Annotated in this window: 15 protein-coding genes; 8 read left to right on the forward strand and 7 right to left on the reverse strand. The window is 63.7% G+C overall.

Translation table 11 applies throughout. The annotated features are described in order from the left end of the window. Positions 1-259 (forward strand): hypothetical protein (locus B2527_RS13490; protein ID WP_293714316.1); only part of this gene is annotated, 259 nt, incomplete at its 5' end. A 40-nt stretch (positions 260-299) separates the two neighbouring features. Here the strand turns inward: B2527_RS13490 and B2527_RS13495 are convergent. Then, the gene (locus tag B2527_RS13495) at positions 300-2366 is read right to left on the reverse strand and encodes a glycoside hydrolase family 97 protein (RefSeq protein ID WP_293714318.1); all 2067 of its coding nucleotides are present in this window, start codon (positions 2364-2366) and stop codon (positions 300-302) included. A gap of 211 nt (positions 2367-2577) precedes the next feature. On the opposite strand from B2527_RS13495, the gene B2527_RS13500 reads away from it, so the two are divergent. From B2527_RS13500 to B2527_RS13510, 3 genes are all read left to right on the forward strand, one after another. Next, entirely contained in the window at positions 2578-4059 is a 1482-nt protein-coding gene (locus B2527_RS13500; RefSeq protein WP_293714320.1) for an MFS transporter, read from the forward strand. Beyond that, positions 4059-5774: an alpha-amylase family glycosyl hydrolase gene (locus tag B2527_RS13505; RefSeq protein WP_293714322.1), complete on the forward strand. Its 1716-nt coding sequence runs from the start codon at positions 4059-4061 to the stop codon at positions 5772-5774. Before B2527_RS13500 ends, B2527_RS13505 begins: the two co-directional genes overlap by 1 nt. 288 nt (positions 5775-6062) lie before the next feature. Then, positions 6063-6443, forward strand: a complete 381-nt coding sequence (locus B2527_RS13510; protein ID WP_293714323.1) for an SseB family protein — start codon at positions 6063-6065, stop codon at positions 6441-6443. A 73-nt stretch (positions 6444-6516) separates the two neighbouring features. Here the strand turns inward: B2527_RS13510 and B2527_RS13515 are convergent, their stop codons facing one another. Beyond that, positions 6517-7548: a LacI family DNA-binding transcriptional regulator gene (locus B2527_RS13515; protein WP_293714325.1), complete on the reverse strand. Its 1032-nt coding sequence runs from the start codon at positions 7546-7548 to the stop codon at positions 6517-6519. Positions 7549-7822: 274 nt separating this feature from the next. Here B2527_RS13515 and ssb point away from each other — a divergent pair, with 274 nt between their 5' ends. Continuing rightward, the gene (ssb, locus tag B2527_RS13520) at positions 7823-8389 is read left to right on the forward strand and encodes a single-stranded DNA-binding protein (protein WP_293714327.1); all 567 of its coding nucleotides are present in this window, start codon (positions 7823-7825) and stop codon (positions 8387-8389) included. Between the two features lie 226 nt (positions 8390-8615). Here the strand turns inward: ssb and B2527_RS13525 are convergent, their stop codons facing one another. From B2527_RS13525 to B2527_RS13540, 4 genes are read right to left on the reverse strand one after another with little or no spacing between them, the layout of a single operon-like run. Continuing rightward, on the reverse strand, positions 8616-9482 hold the full coding sequence (locus B2527_RS13525) for a sugar phosphate isomerase/epimerase family protein (RefSeq protein ID WP_293714329.1): 867 nt from the start codon (positions 9480-9482) through the stop codon (positions 8616-8618). Between the two features lie 19 nt (positions 9483-9501). Continuing rightward, on the reverse strand, positions 9502-10626 hold the full coding sequence (locus tag B2527_RS13530) for a Gfo/Idh/MocA family protein (protein WP_293714331.1): 1125 nt from the start codon (positions 10624-10626) through the stop codon (positions 9502-9504). 12 nt (positions 10627-10638) lie between these two features. Then, complete coding sequence (locus B2527_RS13535; RefSeq protein ID WP_293714333.1) at positions 10639-11856, reverse strand: nucleoside permease; 1218 nt, start codon at positions 11854-11856, stop codon at positions 10639-10641. 27 nt (positions 11857-11883) lie between these two features. Further along, entirely contained in the window at positions 11884-12936 is a 1053-nt protein-coding gene (locus B2527_RS13540) for a sugar phosphate isomerase/epimerase family protein (protein ID WP_293714335.1), read from the reverse strand. Between the two features lie 94 nt (positions 12937-13030). On the opposite strand from B2527_RS13540, the gene B2527_RS13545 reads away from it, so the two are divergent. Further along, positions 13031-14035, forward strand: a complete 1005-nt coding sequence (locus B2527_RS13545) for a LacI family DNA-binding transcriptional regulator (protein WP_293714337.1) — start codon at positions 13031-13033, stop codon at positions 14033-14035. Positions 14036-14567: 532 nt separating this feature from the next. Then, positions 14568-16517: an alpha/beta hydrolase family protein gene (locus tag B2527_RS13550; RefSeq protein WP_293714339.1), complete on the forward strand. Its 1950-nt coding sequence runs from the start codon at positions 14568-14570 to the stop codon at positions 16515-16517. A 150-nt stretch (positions 16518-16667) separates the two neighbouring features. Here the strand turns inward: B2527_RS13550 and B2527_RS13555 are convergent, their stop codons facing one another. Then, complete coding sequence (locus tag B2527_RS13555; protein ID WP_293714341.1) at positions 16668-17801, reverse strand: LysR family transcriptional regulator; 1134 nt, start codon at positions 17799-17801, stop codon at positions 16668-16670. Positions 17802-17930: 129 nt separating this feature from the next. On the opposite strand from B2527_RS13555, the gene B2527_RS13560 reads away from it, so the two are divergent. Continuing rightward, positions 17931-18545, forward strand: a complete 615-nt coding sequence (locus B2527_RS13560; protein ID WP_293714343.1) for a LysE family translocator — start codon at positions 17931-17933, stop codon at positions 18543-18545. The last annotated feature ends 73 nt before the right edge of the window (positions 18546-18618 follow it).

The following is an 18618-nucleotide window of genomic DNA, read 5'->3' on the forward strand; positions in this document are numbered from 1 at the left end:
TGTCTCGCATGGTAATCAGCGGGCAAGCCTGTGGCGCTGGGCTGCATACGTATTCAATGGGGCTCTGCGGCGGCAGATAGGTCTGAAAACGCTTTCTGTGGCGGTTCTGCCTTTACGCCGTCATTTCCGCGAAGGCGGAAATCGCTATGGCTGTGGCATCGGTTGTGGCTTTGGTTCATGCCGTCATTCCCGCCTGCGCGGGAATGACGGCTGTAGAGCAAAAGCCAAAAGCCAGACGTCCAAAGCCCAAAGCCCCTAGCCCCCCAAGCCCAGAGCCTTGGCTTCAGGCCGTCCAGCCCTCACTCCGCCGGCACAAAGCGCACAGCAGCACCGCCACCAGCTGCCAGCTGCAGCTTGATTCGGTCGCCACTACCCACCACCCGCGTCTCACGGGCAAACGCAAACGGTGCCGTCTCCCAGTTGGCGCCGTCACCATCGCGGTAGATATCTGCGCGGTAACGCTTGCCCGGGGTCAGGAACGACAAGGCCACATCCAGCGACTGCGGCTTCTCGCTGCCAACGCTGCCGACAAACCATTCCTCGCTGCCACGCGCCTTGCGCGCAAAGGTCACGTACTGGCCAACCTCGCCATTGAGTACATGGCTTTCTTCCCAATCCACCGCCACGTCCTTGATGAACTGGAAGGCGTCCGGGTGCTGGGCATAGTGCTCGGGGAGATCAGCAACCATCTGCACCGGGCTGTACAGCACCACGTACAGGGCCAGCTGCTTGGCCAGGGTGCTGCGCAGGGCCAGGCCGTTGCGGCCCTTCAGGCTGACGATGCCCGGGGTGTAATCCATCGGCCCGCCCAGCATGCGGGTGAACACCAGCGTGGCTTCATGGCCCGGCGGGTTGGGCGGGTTGCCCCAGGCGTTGAACTCCATGCCGCGGGCGCCTTCGCGCGATACCCAGTTGGGGTAGGTGCGGCGCAGGCCGGTGTCCTTGATGGGCTCGTGCGAGTTGATCGCGATGTGCCTGGCGGCGGCCTGCTGCAGCACGCGCAGGTTGTGGTTGCTCATCCACTGGCCTTCGTGCCATTCACGGGTGATCGGGCCATTGGCCTGATCCTGGCGGTGGATGTCACCTGCGTCGCAGACGTAGCCGGTCTTGACCACATCCACGCCGTTGCGCGCATACAGGTCCAGCGCGGCGGGCAGCTGGCGTTCGTAATGGCTGACCGCGCAGGCGGTTTCGTGGTGGCCGATCAGGTGGACGCCCTTGCCGGCGGCGTAGCGGGCAAGGCCCGGCAGGTCGAAATCCGGGGTAGCGCGGGTGAAGTCGAAGGCTTCGCCGTTGGCGAACCAGTCGCCATCCCAGCCGATGTTCCAGCCTTCCACCAGTACGCCGCGGAAACCGTTGGCGGCGGCGAAGTCGATGTAGCGGCGGGTGTTCTCGGTGGTGGCGCCGTGCTTGGGGCCGGTCGCCCACGTCTCGGTCTCCAGGTGCAGCGACCACCACACGCCGGCATATTTGGCTGGCTTGAACCAGCTCACATCGCCGATGGCGTTGGGTTCGTTGAGGTTGAGGATCAGACTGGATTCGGCCAGATCACCGGCCTTCTCGCCGATGGTGAGGGTCCGCCAAGGGGTCTTGAAGGGCAGGGTGCGCACCACCGGCGCACCGCTGCTGGACGGCGTGAGCGTTGCGCGCAGGATGTCGCCATCGCCACGTGCCAGGTTCATGCCGGCGTAGTCGACCAGCGCGGCTTCGTGGACGGAGATATGCAGGCCGTTGTCGCTGCGCAGGGTCAGCGGGGTCTGCGCGGTGCCGACTTCCTTCAGCGGGGTCTGGTGGTACAGGTATTCCTCGCGGTTCCACTCGAAGGCGGGAATCCACCAGGCGGTTGCCGGGCGCGCCAGCGCGAACTCGGTCAGCTCGGCGTGGATCTGCGCCTGCTTCATGCCGGCCTGCTGCGGGAACTCGTAGCGGAAGCCAATGCCGTCGTCATAGACGCGGAACACCACGTCGAAATGCCGCTCATAGCTGCGTCCGGCGCCGGGCTTTTCGGTGAAGCTGGCGCGCAGTTCGTTGTAGTGGTTGCGGGTGAGGCGGCGCTCGCCCCAGGGCTGCTCCCAGGTCTCGTCGACGCTGCGCCGGGATTGGCCGGTGAGCGCGATATTGCGCTCCAGGCGGCCATCACCCAGCAACATGCCCAGCCGCGACGGTGCAATCACCGCCTCGCCATTGCGTTCCACCCGGTAGGAAGGGCGGCCTTCGTGCTGGGATTCGACGATCACCGTCAGGTGCTGGTCGGGCGAGGTGATGCGTGCCAGGTCGGCGGCGTAGGCCGGCAGGGCGCTGATCAGCAGCAGTGCAAAGGCAGCTTTCAGCGACAGGCGGGCAGGGGTTGGGCGTGAATCGGCCATGCGGGTCTCAACTCCGGGTTCTGGTCGGCGCGCCGGCCCTGCTGGCTGGCACGTGCCGCCACTATTCCCCGAGCCGGGCCGCGATGGGCGGGTGGCTGCATTGAATACGTATGCAACAGCGGTGCAGATCACAGGTGCGCCCTCTACCATGGCTGCAGCGCATCCGCGCCCAACCATTGCATCCGTGATTCCCGGAGGGGGGAAGCGCTTGATGAACAGCAAACCGCAGCTGTCGTTCTGGCAGATCTGGAACATGTGTTTTGGCTTCCTGGGTATCCAGTTCGGCTTCGCGCTGCAGAACGCCAATGCCAGCCGCATCTTTGAAACGCTGGGCGCGCCGATGGACGCGGTGCCGGGGCTGTGGATCGCCGCACCGCTGACGGGACTGCTGGTGCAGCCGGTGATCGGCTATCTGTCCGACCGCACCTGGACGCGCTGGGGCCGCCGGCGGCCGTACTTCATGATCGGCGCGGTGCTGACCACGCTCGCGCTGCTGGTGATGCCGAACTCGCCGACCCTGTGGATCGCCGCCGGCACGCTGTGGGTGCTGGACGCCTCGATCAATATCTCGATGGAGCCGTTCCGCGCCTTCGTTGGTGATCAGTTGTCGCCCAGGCAGCGCCCGACAGGCTTCTCGATGCAGAGCTTCTTCATCGGCGTGGGCGCGGTGGTGGCCAGCTTCCTGCCCTTCATCCTTGCCCACTTCGGCGTGGCCAATACCGCCGGGCCGGGTGAAGTGCCGGATACCGTGCGCTATGCCTTCTACTTCGGCGCGGCAGTATTGCTGCTGGCGATGAGCTGGACGGTGTTCAGCACGCGCGAGTATTCGCCGGCCGAGCTGGCCGGTTTTGATGATGCGGAGCCGTCCGCCGTGCATTCGACGCAACGCGTCGGCGGCTTGCCGCAGTGGAGCCAGATTGGCGTGTGGCTGGGCCTGGGCGTGTTGTTGGCAGCGTTGATCGCCTGGCGCCAAGGCGACCGCATGCTCTACGTGCTGGCCGGCCTGTGCGCCAGTTACGGCCTGCTGCTTGGCGTGGCGCGGGTGCTGCCTGGCACACATATGCTGGCCACCATCGTCGATGACCTGCGCAGCATGCCGGGCACGATGCGGCGCTTGGCCTGGGTGCAGTTCTTCTCGTGGTTCGCGCTGTTTGCGATGTGGATCTACACCACCGCAGCAGTGGCGGGCACGCACTTCGGTTCCACCGATACGCAGTCGGCCGCGTACAACGAAGGTGCGAACTGGGTCGGCGTGTTGTTCGGCGCTTACAACGGTTTCGCTGCCGTGGCGGCGCTGATCATTCCGCTGATGGTGCGGGCGATTGGCCTGCGCTGGAGCCACCTGGCCAATCTGTGGCTGGGCGGCTTGGGGCTGGTTTCGCTGATGCTGATCAAGGACCCGCATTGGCTGCTGCTGTCGATGGTCGGCGTAGGCTTTGCCTGGGCTTCGATCCTGTCCCTGCCTTATGCCCTGCTGTCGGACAGCGTGCCGGCGGCGAAGATGGGCGTGTACATGGGCATCTTCAATTTCTTCATCGTGATCCCGCAGCTGGTGGCCGCCAGTGCCTTGGGCTTCGCCCTGCGCAACTGGTTGGGTGGTGATCCCATCCACGTGCTGGTACTGGGTGGCTGCAGTCTGTTCGTGGCCGGTCTGTGCGTGCTGCGGGTTCCATCGCAACAGGAGGTGGTGTGATGCGTAGTGGTTTGGCAGCGGCGGTGGCGCTGGCGTTGGTGGCCGGTACGGCCTGGGCAGGTGAGCGGCCGGATTACATCGGTACCACCGAGCCCTTCGCCAGTGATGCGGTGTACTTCGTGGTCACCGACCGCTTCGTCAATGGCGATACCAGCAATGACCATCGCGACCAGGGCGCCGAACACCGCACCTTCGATATCCCGGTGCCGTGCCCGGACAAGATCGACGGCAACATCGGTTACCTCGGTGGCGACTTCAAGGGCGTACTCGACAACGCCGACTACATCCGCAACCTCGGTTTCGGCGCGGTCTGGATCACGCCGATCATCGACAACCCCGATCAGGCCTTCACCGGCAGCAAGCCGATCAGCTGCACCAGCACGCTGACTGACCGCGGCAAGACCGGCTACCACGGCTATTGGGGCATCAATTTCTACACGCTGGACGAGCACCTGCCCAGCGCAGACCTGGATTTCGCAGGGCTGGCCAAGGGCCTGCACGATGCCAAGCTGAAAGTGGTGCTGGATATCGTCGGCAACCACGGTTCGCCGGCCTGGACCATGCCCAAGCGGCAGCCGCAGTTCGGCCAGATATTCGACAAGGACGGCAAGCTGATCGCCGACCATCAGAACCTGGCCCCGGACAAGCTCGATCCGAAAAACAACCCGCTGCATGCGTTCTACAACAACATCGGCCCGGTCGATGGCAGCAAGGGTTCGATCTTCGACGGCAACCTGGCCGAGCTGTCGGATTTCAATGAGCACAACCCGGCGGTGATGGATTACCTGATTGGTGCCTACCTGCAATGGACGGCGCAGGGTGTGGATGCCTTGCGTATCGACACCATCGGCTGGCTGCCGCATCCGTGGTGGCATGAATTCGTAAACCGCATCCGTGCCGAACACCCGGGCATGTTCATGTTCGGCGAAGCCTTCGACTACGACGCGGCCAAGATTGCCGAGCACACCTGGCCGGCGAACGCCAACGTCAGCGTGCTGGACTTCCCCTTGCGCGGTGCCATGTCCTCGGTGTTCGGCAGGGAGCAGAAGGGCTTTGAAACGCTGGCCGAACCGCTGCATCTGAGCGGCGGCCCGTATGCCAATCCCTATGCGCTGATGAGCTTCTACGACAACCATGACATGGCGCGTCTGGATGCCAGCGATGCCGGCTTCATCGACGCGCATAACTGGCTGTTCACCGCACGCGGTATTCCCGTGCTGTATTACGGTTCGGAAACCGGCTTCATGCGTGGCCGTGCCGAGCATGCAGGCAATCGCGCCTACTTCGGCCAGCAGCGTGTGGACGAAGCGCCAAACAGCCCGATCTTCGCGCCGCTGCAGCGCATCGCCAAACTGCGTGAGGCAACGCCTGCGTTGCAGCGCGGCCTGCAGGTGAACGAGCGGCTGCAGGGCGACGAGGCGGTCTTCTACCGCGTGCTGCAGCATGGAGACACGGCGCAGACGGCGCTGGTGCTGTTGAACAAGAGTGATGCAGCACGGTCGTTCGAGGTGAGTCGCTATCTGCAGGCCGGGCAATGGCGTGATGTGCTGGATGGCGGTGCGTTGAAGGTGAAGGGCGCACTGAAGGCCGAGGTGCCGGCGCATGGCGTCAAGGTATTCGTGTTGGACGGGCAGGTGAGGCAGGCGGAACTGCAGGCGCAGCTGGATGCTGCCATGGCAGATCAGCAAGCCAGGGACGTGCGACTGGCGCAGTAAGCCGTTCAAGCCCCTCTCCCGGCGGGAGAGGGGTTGGGGTGAGGGTAGGGGTCTGCGAGAAATCCAGCGCCGCGCCAAAGGCACCCCTCCCCAGCCCTCCCCTTTGCGGCGCAAAAGGGAGGGGGCCGTTCACGTGCAGCTGGAGGCCTTGCTTGTCCCCCTCCCTTTGCCGCAGGCAAGGGGAGGGCCGGGGAGGGGTAGCTTTTGATTCTGCTCTGCTACCAGCCCCTGCGACTCCCAAAGCCCCACCCGCTACAATCCGCCCCCAGGCATTCCCGGCGGCACCGCATGAACCAGCTCCCCCCGCAGATCCCCATCGAAACCCTGTTGCAGGCGGCAATGGACGGCAAACTGCCGATCCGCGCCTTCATGCAGGCCTTCGTCGCCTCCGACGTGGTGCTGCTGACCGGCAGCCTGGTCACGCCTGACGGTAGTGGTTTCGATCCGCTGCTGTTCGACAAGCAGGGTGTGCTGCATGTGGCGGTGTTCACCGATATGGCGCGGGTCGGCTTCCACCAGCAGCAGGCGCCGCACAACATCCGCATGCTGATGCTGGAAGTGCTGCGCCGCGTGCCCGGTGGCTACGGCGTGGTGATCAACCCCGGCACGCCGCTGGGCTTTGAGATCTCACCGTCAGGCGTGGGCGAAATCCTCAAGGATTTCAGCTAGGCCAAGGCACGCGAAAACTCCGTAGCCCGGGTGAGCGCAGCGCTTACCCGGGCTACATGGGCTACGGCGCGAATCACACGCCGAGCGATGATTCCCGCACTACCAGCTTCACCGGAATGGTGAGGCCTTCCACCGGCTCACCGGCAATCAGGCTCAGCAGCTTGTCGACCAGCAGCTGACCGGCCTGCTTGGTGTCCTGCTGTACCGTGGTCAGCGGCGGCGATACCGATGCCGCCAGCGGAATATCGTCAAAGCCCGTGACCGCGATGTCCTGCGGCACACGCACGCCGCGCTCGCGCAGGGCGCGCAACGCACCGATGGCGATCAGGTCGCTGGCCGCGCAGATCGCATCGAAGTCCTTGCCGCTGTCGAGCAAGGCAATACAAGCCGCATGGCCGGAGTCTTCGGTAGTGATGGCGTCGTGCTGCAGCGATGCATCTGCCTTCAGACCGCGTGCGGCCAGCGCTTCGACGTGGCCACGGTAGCGCTCTTCGAACTCGGGATAGTGGCTGGACGCGTGGCCCAGAAATGCGATGCGCTGGCGGCCCTGCTCAAGCAGGTGCGCACTGATATCAAAGCCGCCCTGGAAGTTGTCACTGCCGATCGATACGCCTGGCTGGCCCGGCAAGGCCGCACCCCAGCGCACGAAATGGGTGCCTTGCTCCACCAGCCGCTGCAGCCTCTCCACTGATTCGTGGTAGTCGCCATAGCCGAGCAGGATGATGCCGTCGGCCTTGTTGCTGTCCTCGAAGTCGGCATGCCAGTCGCTGGACAGCTGCTGGAACGAGACCAGCAGGTCCAGCCCCTTCAGCGCACAGGCACGGGTGATCGAGCCCAGCATTGAGTGGAAGAACGGGTTGATCAAGGAGTCATCGTTGGTCGGGTCCTCGAAGAACAGCAGCGCCAGCGTGCCGGACTGCTGGCAGCGCAGGCTGGAGGCGTTCTTGTCGACCTTGTAGTTCAGCTGGCGGGCGATATCGAGGATGCGCTGGCGGGTTTCGGCATTGACCATCGGGCTGCCGCGCAGCGCACGCGACACCGTGGGCTGCGAAACGCCGGCCATGTGCGCGATATCCAAAGAGGTGGCTTTGCCCTTGATGACCATCTTGACCAGCAATCTGAACGACGTCTGGCATCATGCCATGAGGTTGGCAAAAGGGGGCGGACCGGGTCCGGGATCGGCCGTCTGCCGGGCCATTCCAGCGCTGGAGGGGCGGTGATCCGGCCTGGCCAAAAGCCGCCGGATGCGCGGCTGGGCCAGCGCAAGCCTTACGCCGCAAGGGCTGCAGGGATTGGCTGCTATCTGTCGCCGGACAGATATAATACGTCGGCTATTGCCCGCATCCGGCGGGTGGACCCCAACGGAAGAGTAGGAACCTATGGCCCGCGGCATCAATAAAGTCATCCTCGTCGGCAACCTCGGCAACGACCCGGACACCAAGTACACCCAGGCTGGCATGGCGATCACCCGCATCAGCCTGGCCACCACCAGCGTGCGCAAGGACCGTGACGGCAACCAGCAGGAGCGTACTGAATGGCACCGCGTGGTGTTCTTCGGCAAGCTCGGCGAGATCGCCGGTGAATACCTGCGCAAGGGCAGTTCGGTCTACGTCGAAGGCGAACTGCGCTACGACAAGTACACCGGCCAGGACGGTGTTGAAAAGTACACCACCGATATCGTCGCCAACGAAATGCAGATGCTCGGCGGCCGTGGTGAAGGCGGCGGCGGTGGCGGTGGCGGTGGCGGCTACGGCGGTGAGCGTCCGCAGCGGCAGTCGCCCCCGCGTCAGCAGCAGGGTGGCGGCCAGGGCGGTTATGGCAACCAGGACCAGGGCGGCGGTGGTGGCTACGGCGGCGGTCAGCGTCAGCAGCAGCGCCAGGCACCGCAGCAGCAGCAGTCGGCTCCGCCGATGGACGACTTCGCTGACGACGATATTCCGTTCTAAGACACACCCAGTCTCAAGCATTGATCTAGAACCGAGAAAAGCCCGCTTTTGAGCGGGCTTTTCCTTATTTCAACGTTTCTTCCACTCAACGCGCCATTGCAGGTCGTGCAGCCCGTTGTGCAGTGGCTGCGGGACGTCCTTGCATCACGCGGAAGTCGCAAGCGTCGTCCCGCAAGGAATCATCGCCAACTGCAAGTAGTGTTTTCTGGCGTGGCTTCGTCGCGCGTTAGCGCTGATTGCTGGCGGGCTGGGCGGCCGGCAGGTGCTCGCGCAGGTAGTCCGCACCGGTCTGGATGACCTTGGCCGGGTCACGTGGCTGGTCGTGCTCGACGATGTACCACTGCACGCCGCCGGCAGCTGCCGTGGGCAGGATCGAGGGCCAATCCAGCACGCCTTGGCCAACGGCGGCGAAGCCGCCTTCGTCTTCGGCCTGGCCTTTCGGCGCGTTGTCCTTGGCATGTACCGCAAACACATGGCCCTGGAGTTTCTCCAGCATCACCACCGGGTCCAGGCCCGCACGTGCGACCCAGGCCAGGTCCAGCTCGCTCTGCAGGTCGGGTCCAGCAGCTGCGAACAGCAGTTCCAGGCCAGTTGTGCCATTGAAGTCGACCAGCTCGAAGTTGTGGTTGTGGTAGGCCAGGCGCATGCCCTTGTCGTGCAACTGCTTCCCGAGCCGGCCCAGTTCCTGGCCCAGTGCGGTCCAGCCTGCGGCATCGGTCGGGCGACTGTCCTCGAACAGATAAGGCACCACCAGCATCGTGTTGCCGATCGACCGATTGTAGGTGACCACGCCGTCCAGGTCCTTGCGCAGATCGGTCAGCCGCACGTGGAACGAAACCACCTTGATCGAATACTTGTCCAGCAGCTGTTTGAGTTCCAAAGCGCTGACGTTCTGTGTACCAGCCATTTCCACCGCGTGCACGCCCGCGTCGTGGACGATCTTCAGCTGCTGCTCGATCGAGCCGGCGTTGCGGAGCGTATACATCTGTACCGCGATGGGTCTTTGCGGGTCGTCGACGTCGTGCGCGAAGGCGGGCAGGGAAGTGAGCAACAGCAGGGCGAGGCTTGCGGCTTTGCGAGCATAGATGTTCATCAAACGATCCTCATGGAGTTCAAACGATGGTGGTCCAGGCGCGCGTCCTGGCCGAGGTGATGACGCGATCAACAATCCGCGCCGAGCGCAATCCGTCTTCGAAGGTGGGCAGGCCCTGCGGCCGTTCGCCATCGATGGCGCGATAGGTGTCGGCGATAAACGCCTCGAAGCAATGGCTGTAGCCCTGCGCGTGCCCGGCAGGCAACATCGACAACCTGCGTTGTTCCGCACTGCCGGCACCAGGCCCACGTACAAAGATTTCCTCCCGCTGGTCGGGCAGGCCGATCCACAGCCGCTCGGCGTGCTCCTGGTTGAACGCCATGCTGGCCTTGGCGCCGTTGATCTCGAACCAGAGCCGATTGCGGCGTCCCGCCGATACCTGGCTGACCGTCAACGATGCCAACGTTCCTACGTTGGTCCTGAACATTGCCGCAGCCACGTCTTCGCTAGTTACCGCCTGCATCGTGCTGCGCGCAGCCGGCGTGGTGAAGCTCTGGCCGGTGTGGGTGCCGCGTTCGTTGACCACGATGTCGAAGGCGGCGCTGACTTCGGTGAAGCGCTCGCCGCTGGTCCATTCCACCAGATCGCACCAGTGCGAACCGATGTCGGCAAACACGCGCGACGCGCCACCCAGCACTGGGTCCACGCGCCAATTGTTGCTGGCAGGGTCAAGCAGCCAATCCTGCAGGTAGCTGCCGTGAATCAGGTGCAACGGCCCCAGTTCTCCTTGCGCGATGCGCGCGCGCGCCTCGCGGATTACCGGGTGATAGCGGTAGACGAAAGGGACGGTGGCGACCAGTCCGCTGGTAGCAGCCAATGCGGCCAAGGCCTGCGCGTACTCCAGGGTCGTGGCCAGCGGCTTCTCGCAGATCACGTGCTTGCCGGCTTCCAGTGCAGCCTGTGCCATGGGGCGGTGAAGATGGTTTGGGGTGCAGACGTGCACGACCTGCACCTGTGGGTCGGCGACCACCTCCTCGATGTTCCGATAGGCGCGGGGGACATTCCATGACTGCGCCATTTCACGTGCGCGCTGCGAAGAAGAGGCCGCCACGCCGCGCACTTCGGCGCCGGCCAGCAGTGCAGCGCGGCGGTGCACTGCACCAATCATGCCGGCGCCGACGATGGCGATTCCAAGCTTTTGCATCGGTTGCGGTCCTCAGGGAGTGGAAGGTGCGGCAACGACTACCGGCCGGTCGCGGAACAGCAGCAGGAAGGCGACCAGCACGATCAGCGCGACGCCTGCGGGGAACAACCAGATCTGTCGCCAGTCCGGTCCAGCTGCGGTGGTGAAGTGCTCCACCACCGCACCGGACAGGAACGTACCGATCAGCATGCCCACGCCGTAGGTGGCCAAGGTGATGAACCCCTGTGCACTGCTGCGCGCGGCGGGGCCGGCATGCGCGTCGGTGTAGATCTGGCCGGTAACGAAGAAAAAGTCGTAGCAGATGCCGTGCAGCACGATGCCGATCACCAGCAGCGAAAAGCCGCCGCCCGCATCGCCAAAGGCGAACATGACGTAGCGCACAAACCAAGCTGCCATGCCCACCGCCAGCATCGTCTTGACCCCGAGCCGCACGAACAGGAACGGCATGGCCAGCATCAGCAACACTTCGGAGACCTGGCCCAGCGATTGCAGGCCTGCCGCACCACGCACGCCAAGATCGTTGAGATACGGGTTGGTGAAGTTGTAGTAGAACGCCAGCGGAACGCAGATGGCGATGGAGGCGAGGAAAAACACAAGGTAAGAGCGCGACTTCAGAAGCTGCAGCGAGTCCAGCCCCAGCATCTGCCCCAGCCCGGCGTCTTGCTGTCGTGCCAGCGGCGGCGTGTGCGGCAGCGTGAATGCATACAGGCCCAAGGCCAGCGATGCCATCGCCGCCATCCGGAACGTCTGCTCCAGGTGCTGCGACTGCTCCCAGCCCAGCCAGCCGATCAGCACGCCCGCCACGATCCAGCCGACGGTGCCAGCCACCCGCACCAGCGGGAACTGTTTCTCTGCGGACTGCATGTGCCGCATCGCCACGCTGTTGGCCAGTGCCAGCGTCGGCATGAACAACAGCATGTAGCCAAAGATGCAGGCGGAGAACTGGCTGAAATTGCTTGCCGTGGACGCCAGCCACATGAGCACCGCGCCGACCAGGTGCAGTACTGCGAGGATGCGCTGCGCCGCGAAGTAGCGATCCGCGATCAGGCCGACCAGGAAAGGGGCGAGGATGGCGCCGATGGATTGGCTGAGGAAGGCGGTCGCCACCTGGCTTGCGCTGGCCTGCAGCGGGCCCTGCACCAGATAGGTTCCCAGGGTCACGAACCACGCCCCCCAGATGAAGAACTGCAGAAACATCATCGCGCCCAAGCGCGACATGGTGTGCGTCATGGCTTGCCCTCCCGGGGCGGTGGTGGTTCAGATTCCCAGCATGTGACGAATAGACCCGGTATCGCTGCCGCTGTCGGCGAAATCGTCGAAGGCGCGCTCCGTCACCCGGATGATGTGGTCGGCGATGAAGGCGGCGCCCTGGCGTGCGCCGTCTTCCGGGTGCTTCAGGCAGCACTCCCACTCCAGCACTGCCCAGCCCGGAAAATCGTAGCGCGCCAGTTTGGAGAAGATCGCCTTGAAATCGATCTGGCCGTCGCCGAGCGAACGGAAGCGCCCGGGGCGATCGATCCAGTCCTGGTATCCGCCATAGACACCACTACGGGCACTGGCGCGAAACTCCGCGTCCTTGACGTGGAACATGCTGATGCGCGCGTGATAGCGGTCGATGAAGCCCAGGTAGTCGATCTGTTGCAGCAGCAGGTGGCTGGGGTCGTACAGGATCTTGGCCCGAGGGTGGTGGTCCACCACATCGAGGAAGCGCTCGAAGGTCGCACCGTCGTGCAGGTCTTCGCCCGGGTGGATCTCGAAGCACAGGTCCACGCCACAAGCGTCGAAGGCATCCAGGATGGGACGCCAGCGGCGGCCGAGTTCGGTGAAGGCGGCTTCCACCAGTCCTGGCGGCCGTTGCGGCCAGGGATAGAAGTAAGGCCAGGCCAGCGCGCCGGAAAACGTGGCATGCGCGGTCAGTCCCAGGCGCTGGCTGGCCTTGGCGGCGAGCAGCAGTTGCTGCACTGCCCATGCCTGGCGGGCTGCAGGATCGCCACGCTTGTCCGGCGGTGCGAATCCGTCGAACAGCGTGTCGTAGGCAGGGTGTACAGCGACCAGCTGCCCTTGCAGGTGGGTGGACAGTTCGGTGATCTGCAGCCCATGCCCGGCCAGCATGCTGGCGACATCATCGCAGTACGCCTGACTCTGCGCTGCCTGTGACAGATCAAACAGTAGGGGAGCGTTTGTGGGTACTTGTAGGCCAGAATAGCCCAAGCCCGCGGCCCAACTGGCCAGCGTGTCCAGCCGATCGAACGGAGAACTGTTACCGATGAACTGTGCCAGGAACAGGGCCGGACCTCTAAGCGTTTTCAACGGAATTTGCCTTGATGCAATCGATTGCATAACCGTATCACGGGTCTCCGTTAGACGTGTTGTGCATCGCGCCACAAAAGGAAGCACGTAACGCATGGCAACCATTTACGACATTGCAAAGCACGTCGGCGTTTCTGCCGGCACAGTGTCGCGCGCGCTCACCCGGCCGGACAAAGTCCTGCCGGCCACGCGCAAGCGCATCGAGCAGGCGGCCGCAAAGCTGGGCTATGTTCCCAATACGGTTGCCAGGACACTCAAGACCCAGCGCAGTGGCAAGATCCTGGTGACCGTTCCGGACATCGCCAATCCGTTCTTCGCGCAGATACTGCAGGGCGCGGAAGATGCGGCGCAGGCGGCTGGTTATGCCGTGCTGTTGGGCGATACCCAGCATCAAGCCGAACGTGAGGAACGCTACGCGCAGATGCTCCGGCGCAACGAGGCCGACGGACTGATCGTGCTTGGGCATCGTCTGCCGCCAACGGCGCGCGCCATCGTCCAGAAAGGGGGCAAGGCCGCGCCGGTGGTCAACGGATGTGAATTCGAGCCGACGATGGGCATCCCCAGTGTCCACATCGACAATACGGCTGCCGCGCGCGTTGCGATGGAGCATCTATACGGCTTGGGACATGAGCGGATCGCCGTGGTCGGTGGTCCATCCGACAATCCCCTGCATCAACAACGGGTGGAAGGGGTTCGTGCTGCCGCGCGGTCGCGCGGTCGTCTACGCCAGCTGATCATCGTGCCCGGCGACTTTTCGCTGGCTGCCGGTCATGCCGCTGCGCTGGCGCTGTTGGCGGGCTCGCCCACGCCGACTGCGATCTTCTGTTTCAGTGATCAGATGGCCTTGGGCGCACTGGCGGCCTGCCGGGATCGGGGACTGTGCGTGCCCGATGAAGTTTCCATCGTGGGCTTCGATGACCTCGCCTCGTCCCGCTTCCTCACCCCGCCGTTGACGACTGTCATGCAGCCGATGCAGGAGATCGGTGACCGCGCGGTCAAGTTGTTGCTGGCCATCATCGAAGGTGTGGATGTGCCGCTTCAGCAGACGCTGGATTTCAGCTTGATGGTGCGTGGCTCGACGGCGGCGCCGGCCGGCTGACGGCAACGATGCGGCAATGATCGGATGCAGGGTTTCCATGGCTTTTCGGCAGGTGGCAACGGGAGTGAAGTTGCGATCAGATCTCACTGCCTGATGGCCTTCAATTGGCCGGTGCGCTGCGGCAGGAGCCGATGGCGTTTGCGTGGGTGCGACGGGCTGAACAGCGTTGTATCAGTACAGGTGTATTTGGTGGGGTCAGGGGGGCTGTGACGGGGCGGGCCAGGTCCCGGAACAGAACCACAGTCCAGGGCTCTGCCAGTCCCATTACGGGTAAGTGGTTGCCCAGGTTGGTGTTGACTGGCAGGCACAGCGAATGTCTGGAGAGGCAAGTCAACCAGCTTCCGGATCGTTGGAGTGGCGGCTCTTTGGTGCTGCTGTTGTAGACGGCCCCTGCGCGTGCCCATTGATGCAGCACATTGCGTCCTACGCTCCGGGGACTGCACCTTATCTTGTGGAAAATCCCCGCGGCGGACGACTAGAATGGACCAATGCGGGCCGGACGCCCGTTCATGGGGTGGGCTTGATGCGGATGATGAAGCTGTGGATGGCCTTGCTGCTGTCCTGTTGTTCGGCCAGCAGTTGGGCTGCCGTGGATCTGGGGCAGTTCGTCCGCAAGGACGAGTTCAACGACATCAAGCTGTCGCCCTCAGGCAAGTATTACGCGGCGACCGTGCCGCTTGAAGACAAGACCGCTCTTGTCATTTTCGCCCGCGATGGCAATAAACAATCCGGGGTGTTCATGCCTGGGCGCAATGCGCATGTGAACAGCTTTGATTGGGTGAGCGACGAGCGGGTATTGATTGGGCTTGCTGAGAAGTTCGGCCTGTTGGACCAGCCGCGCTTGACTGGTGAGTTGTACGCCATCAATGCCGATGGTGGGAAGGCCGAGTTGCTGGTGGGGTTCCGTGTGCAGGGCAATGGGCCCGGTACGCGTATCCAGCCCAAGAAGGTTGAAAGCATCGCGGCATTTCTGGTGGATACGCTGCCTGCCGAAGACCGCAACGTGGTGGTTGCTACCTGGCCATTGGGTTCGATGGAGCCATTCACCCGCGCGGAGAAGATGGACGTCAATAGCGGCCGCCGGACCACGGCCGCGATTGCACCGGTGCGCAATGCCAGTTTTGCCACGGACAATGACGGCGAGGTGCGTCTGGCGGTGGGATCTGGCATGGACAATGTCAGCAAACTTTATTACCGCGACGCTGCAGGTGCCGAATGGCGATTGATCAACGATCAGAATGCGTTTGGTCGCATCGAGGAACCCTTGGGATTCTCGGTAGACAACAGCGTGGTCTATCTGCGGGTGCGGGGTGACGGGCAAGGGCCGGACAGCATCGTGGCCTGGAATCCCGGCACCAATGTGCGCACCACGGTGCTGCGCGACGCCGCCGCCGACCCCTGGTCCATCATTTACCGGAACGGCACCCGCGTGCCTGTCGGTTCGCTGGTGATGGATGGGCGCCACCGCAGTGTGTTCTTCGATGAGACGGCACCCGAAGTGCGTTTGTACCGTAGCCTGGAAGCTGCTTTCCCCGGGCAGTCGGTGCGTATCACCTCCAGCACCAGGGATGGCCACCTGCTGTTGGTGAAAGTGTGGTCTGGCAGCAATCCTGGGGATTTCTATCTGTATGACCCGGCCGCCAGGAAGCTGGAATTCCTGGTTGCCAGCGGTAGCTGGGTAGATCCGGACGCCGCTGCAGTGGTGGAACCGTTCCACTTCACCGCGCGCGATGGATTGAAGATCCACGGTTACCTCACCAAGCCCCGCGGCGTCAGTGGTCCCCGCCCGATGGTGCTGATGCCGCACGGCGGGCCCTATGGCATCTACGACCAGTGGCATTACGACAGTGATGTGCAGATGTTGGCGGCGGCAGGCTATACGGTGATGCAGGTGAACTATCGGGGCTCGGGCAACCATGGCTGGGCGTTCCGTCGTGCGGGTGCGCAACAATGGGGTGGGACGATGCAGGACGATCTCACCGATGCCACCCGCTGGGCAATCCGCGAAGGTCAGGCCGATGCGGCCAAGGTGTGCATTTATGGCGCCAGCTACGGCGCTTATGCCGCCTTGATGGGCGCGGCGAAGGAGCCCGTGCTCTACCGCTGTGCAGCTGGTTATGTTGGTGTATACGACCTGCCGATGATGCAGCGCGGGGACATGCGAACAGCGCGCAGCCTGGGCAATTGGTCCAAGGACTGGGTGGGTGAGGATCCTGCTGCACTGGCAGCGGCTTCACCCAACAGGCTTGCCGAACGCATCAGGATTCCGGTGTTTCTAGCCGCTGGTGGCCAGGATGAGATCGCACCGATTGAACATACCCGGATGATGGAAGCGGCCTTGAGGAAAGCCGGTGTGCCGGTCGAGTCGCTGTATTTCAGTACCGAAGGGCACGGCTTCTATACCGAGCCGCATCAGCGCGAGTACTACAGCAGATTGTTGAGCTTTTTGTCGCAGCATCTGGGCGGTGAGAAGGCCAGGTAGCCCCATCGGCGCGGCGTTTGCAGAGGGCTGACGCTCGTCTCCGCACGACGTCACCAGGTTGCGCCCTCATGGGCCGCGTTGCATGGGCCCCTGCAGCAACAGAACCTAGCAGGCTGCGTGGAAGCGCACGGTCAAAGTCGCAGCTGTCGCTCAGCCTGCTGCTGTGGCTGAGGGTGGGGTGCGCAGTAGCTCGGCTAGAGTTGGTTCCTTGGCCAGGCGCTCGGCCATGAAGCCGATGAAGGCTGTCAGCTTCGGCGGCAAATGCCGCGTCGGCGCATACAGCACCCAGGCCTGGCCGCCATAGTTGCTTTGGAATGTCCAGTCACGCAGTACCTGTACGATGCGGCCTTCCTGCAGGGCTTGCTTGGCCGTGAAGTAGGGCAAACTGCCGATGCCGAGGTGGTTGAGCACGGCGTCCAGGCGTGCGCCGGTATGGTTGACGGCATAGCGGCCGCGCACGTTGACGCTGACGCTCCTGCCTTGGCGCTGCAGTTTCCAGCGGGCGTCGCCGGGCTCTTCGCCCAGATAGATGCAGTCGTGATCACGCAAGTCCTGGGGCTGTCGTGGCGCTCCCCGTGCGGCCAGGTACTGCGGCGATGCACACAATAGATGGTCGATGGCCAGCAGCGGGCGCCCCATCAGGCCGGGCGCGGGATGGTCGGAAATGCGGATGGCCAGATCGATCTCGTCATCAATCAGATCCAGCTTGCGGTCCTCGAAGCGCAGCAGCAGATCCACCTTGGGGTAGCGCGCCAGAAAGTCGGCAACGTGGGGATGGATCAAGGCTCTTCCCACGGCCTTGGGCACGCTGACACGCACCAGCCCCTGCGGCTCGGGACTGAGTTGATGCGAAATCGACATGACCGATTGGGCGGCGCTGGAAACGTCGCTGCAGCGCTGGAACACTTCCTGGCCAAGATCACTCAGGCGCAGCTTGCGTGTGGAGCGCTGCAGCAGGCGGATGCCGAGTGCTTTTTCCAGGCGGGCCACCGAGCGGCTGGTGGCCGACGGCGTGGCACCGAGCTGGCGTGCGGCTTCAGTGAAGCTGCCGGTTTCCACGACCTTTACGAAGGTGACCATATCGGCCATCAGCGCGACGCTTTTATTTGTGCTCATGGCGCAAGAATGATTTGGTTTTGCAGGTGATTCCGCGAGTCTGATCCGGCGCTTAGTATTTTTCCAGCCGGATGTGGTGGCCGCAGCGTGAAGCGCATTGGCGTGGCGCCCCCGGCGCGGCGGTTTGGTTGAGCCTGCCTTGTCGAAAGCCGATTGCGGATCTGCCACGTACGCGCTGTTGGCCCCGCTCGGCGCGGAACGTAGGCCTGCGCCTTCAGATCACCCTGAAATCTTATCGGACTGCCATTTGTGACCAGCTATTACCCCGAGTTCATTTCCCTGGCCTTGATCCACTTGTTGGCCGTCATCGCACCGGGGCCGGATTTTGCCGTTACGGTGCGGCAAAGTGTGCGGGAGGGCCGGCTCGCGGGGATGTGGGTAGCCATCGGCATTGGTGCGGGCATTTCGGTCCACGTGCTCTACACCTTGCTGGGCGTGGGCGCGCTGCTGCACACCCGTCCGTCGTTGATGGTTGTGGCCAAGCTTGCTGGCGCCGCATATCTGCTCTACCTGGTGTTCTCTTTTCTGCGTAGTGCGGGCAAGCAAGCGCTTGTTGTCGACCTGGCGCCGGACGCGCTCAGCCAGGGCAGTGGGCGCCGTTCGTTTGTGCTGGGCTTCATGACCAATGCGACGAACCCGAAGGCGACGCTGTTCTTCCTGGCCATCTTCACTACGGTGGTCAGTGCCACGACACCGTTGAAGATCCAGGCGCTCTACGGCGTCTGGATGTGTCTGGTCAACGCTGGATGGTTTGTGCTGGTCAGCCTGCTGTTTGCCCAGCCAGCGATACGGCAGAAGTTTCTGCGCCTGGGCGGGCGGCTGGAGGCGTTCATGGCGCTGGTGTTTCTGGCATTCGCGCTGCGCCTGCTGTGGGATGTGGGAGGCAGCTGGTTGGAGGCGGCTGCGGGTTGAGCTGGGCGGTGTGGTTTGGAGGGGCAGGGAAGATGATGCCGAGCATGGCTCGGCACTACCGTGTTTGCGGGTG

The organism is Stenotrophomonas sp. UBA7606 (genome assembly GCF_002477705.1).
Lineage (GTDB): Bacteria > Pseudomonadota > Gammaproteobacteria > Xanthomonadales > Xanthomonadaceae > Stenotrophomonas.